The 2,445-nt window shown below is 67.4% G+C and carries 3 protein-coding genes and 3 pseudogenes; all 6 read right to left on the minus strand.

What is annotated here, in order from left to right; translation table 11 throughout:
* Positions 1 to 169: 169 nt before the first annotated feature.
* Positions 170 to 424, minus strand: a complete 255-nt coding sequence (locus AB0D12_RS41090; RefSeq protein ID WP_362695165.1) for a hypothetical protein — start codon at positions 422 to 424, stop codon at positions 170 to 172.
* 76 nt (positions 425 to 500) lie between these two features.
* Complete coding sequence (locus tag AB0D12_RS41095; protein ID WP_362695168.1) at positions 501 to 1,160, minus strand: hypothetical protein; 660 nt, start codon at positions 1,158 to 1,160, stop codon at positions 501 to 503.
* 69 nt (positions 1,161 to 1,229) lie between these two features.
* Positions 1,230 to 1,474 (minus strand): annotated as a pseudogene (locus tag AB0D12_RS41100) (DUF6879 family protein); the annotation flags it as partial.
* Between the two features lie 184 nt (positions 1,475 to 1,658).
* Positions 1,659 to 1,904, minus strand: a pseudogene (locus AB0D12_RS41105) (DDE-type integrase/transposase/recombinase); the annotation flags it as partial.
* A 24-nt stretch (positions 1,905 to 1,928) separates the two neighbouring features.
* Positions 1,929 to 2,243 (minus strand): hypothetical protein, encoded by a 315-nt coding sequence (locus tag AB0D12_RS41110; RefSeq protein ID WP_362695171.1) that lies wholly within the window; start codon positions 2,241 to 2,243, stop codon positions 1,929 to 1,931.
* Positions 2,244 to 2,296: 53 nt separating this feature from the next.
* Positions 2,297 to 2,445: pseudogene (locus tag AB0D12_RS41115) on the minus strand (hypothetical protein); the annotation flags it as partial.

Here is a 2,445-nt window from a genome sequence, read left to right on the forward strand (position 1 = left end):
CTCGCTCAACTGCCGGGGAGCCTTGTCCGTTCTTCCTCGGTCCACGACCGCCCGACTGTCACCCGATCGGTGGCCGCTCTGAAAAGGCTCAGTGATAGAGCCACGACCACCGGGAACCCGGATACCACTATCACTGTCGGTGATCGTGGAGATGGTCTGCTTGGACACCTCAGCCCCGTAGACCTCGGCCAGATGCGCGGTCGCCGTCCTTGCCGTTGCGGTTCAGCCGAGGCGTGCCCAGCTTCGCCTCGGTCAGGGTCCATTCGACCAGCGCGGCGAAGTTCCTGGCCGGGCAGTCGAGCACCAGGCCGCCAATGCAGTACAGCAATCCGTCGCCATCCAGCACACCGAGCGACCCGTGTGCGAAACGCGGGTCGACGGCGGCCGGGGCAGGGGCCGGCTTCTTCGCGACGGCCTTCTTCACCCCCGGACGCCGCGACGTCGCAGTCACCCTGGTGGTGCTCGCCGTAGTCACAGTCAGTGGCGGGCCGGGCCGCCACTCAGGCCGGAGTCGGCTGCAGAGCGGCGAGCGGTGAGCGCCGGCCTTTCTGGACCACGCGCAGTTGCTCCCAGTCGACCTCGATCCGCGTGGTGGGCAGAGCGTCGACGTCGGCGACGCGGTAGAGCGCGACCTCGACGGTCCCGCCCCGGGAGATGCCTAAGCCGACCTCGATCGAGTCGGCGGGCTTGATCCATCCCAGGCGCACCATGTGGTCAAACTCGGTGCGCCTCACCGAGAGCCGCATTGCGGCCTGGTCCGGCCCGATCCGGGCGTCAGCGGCCACCAGCTCGGCCAGGTCCTCGCGCTGGGAGACTTCCGTGACCTGCCCGTGGTCGAGCATCGAGCCGTCCGGGTTCGCGCTCAGCTCGGTGAGGCGGTCGATGAACCGGCGGACCACGAACGAGGTCTCCCCGATCACGTTCGGGGTGCCGAGGGCTTCGGCAATCGGATCCGCCGCAGCGCCGCCGGAGATCGGCTGGCCGGGGAGGGCGGCCCGGATCGCCGCGTCCAGCGCCTCCACAGCGGCCCGTGACCACTGCCAGAAGGACACGTCCGGCGCCGGGATCAGCCCGGCGTGCCGCGTCCACCGGAAGGCGGCCGCGGGTACCCGCAGGCGTTTGGCGGCCTGGCTTGCGTCGTACTCAGTTCGTCGTGCCATGAGATTCCTCGTCCCTCGCCCGTTCGCCTCGAAGTGGCAACAGAACATGACAGAATAACTGAAACAGTGTCAATACAAACAGGCGAGTTCGACCAGTGCGTTAGGACCGCGCCCGACTACGTGTGGGAAATTCACCCGTCCGGGCACCGGCACCGGAGCGCACAGGCTCACGGCGGCGGCGTCCTCGGACCCTGGGTCGGCCCAGTCTCCGTCACAGGTGAAGAAGTGGAACAGGGCCAGTCGGCCGTCGATCAGCCAGAAGTCGTTTCCCGGCAGAACGATGTTCGAGGCGTGCCGCCGGGCAGCCAGCGGATGGCGTTGACAGGTTGAGTGGAGGCATTGTCGGTTGGCGTGATCATCCGGTCGGGTCGTGGGTGGGGCTGCTCGTGGGCACGCCGTCGTACCGGGGTTTCGCTTTCCGCCGGAGGTCATCAGCCACTCTGCGTGTGGCTGTACCACCGCTTCGCCCTGAGTCTGCGCGATGTTGAGGAGCGGAAGCCGCTTCATCGCCCGTTCGCGCTCCCGGGTGGGCTGGTGGGTATTCTCCCGCCCGGTTGTTCAGGCCCTTGTGCGAGCGGTGCTCCACCGAGGGCATCTCGCGCCGGTGCGCGGCCCCGTAGGAACGCAGCTTGTCGGTGACGATCACTCGGGGGACCGTGCGGGTCTTCTTCTCAGTTTCCGGAAGAAACGTCTGTCTGCCGCCTCGTCCCGCCGGTTCTGCAACAGGATGTCGAGCACGGGACCGCTGTCCGGGAACTTCGGGGCGCCTCAGTAGGTGAGCTTGGACATCACGTAGTTGCGGACCGCCACGGGATACTTGCGCGCGGTGGGCAGTGTGTCCCGCCAGGATCCGAAGAACTCCTTGGTGGCTTGAGCCGAGGGCGGAATGCGGAGCCCGAAGTCGCCTCGATGCCGCGGTCCGTACGGGTCGATAGGGTTCTCGACGGGAACGCCGAACCGGCGCATGATCTCGACGGCATACCGCTGTTCCAGGAAGGCGAAGAACCCGTCGATTCGGGTGATCTTCGAGCGAATCGTGGAGTGCTTGGAGGACTTCCCGAGGCCGGCGAAGAAGCGGTCCAAGTCCCGGGGCGTCAGGCGCCACGGCACCGTGTCGTAGAAGAACCCGCCGCCGGTCAGAAACTTGGCGCCGTCGTCGGCACGGCGGCGACCGCAACATTCCCGGCGCGGGTGCCGACGGGGATGGTGGCGGTGACGGTGTTGGTGGCAGTGTCGACCACCGACACGTTGTTCGAACCCTGGTTGGCGACGTAGGCGCGGGTGC

It is taken from the genome of Streptomyces sp. NPDC048479, assembly GCF_040651435.1.
Lineage (GTDB): Bacteria > Actinomycetota > Actinomycetes > Streptomycetales > Streptomycetaceae > Streptomyces.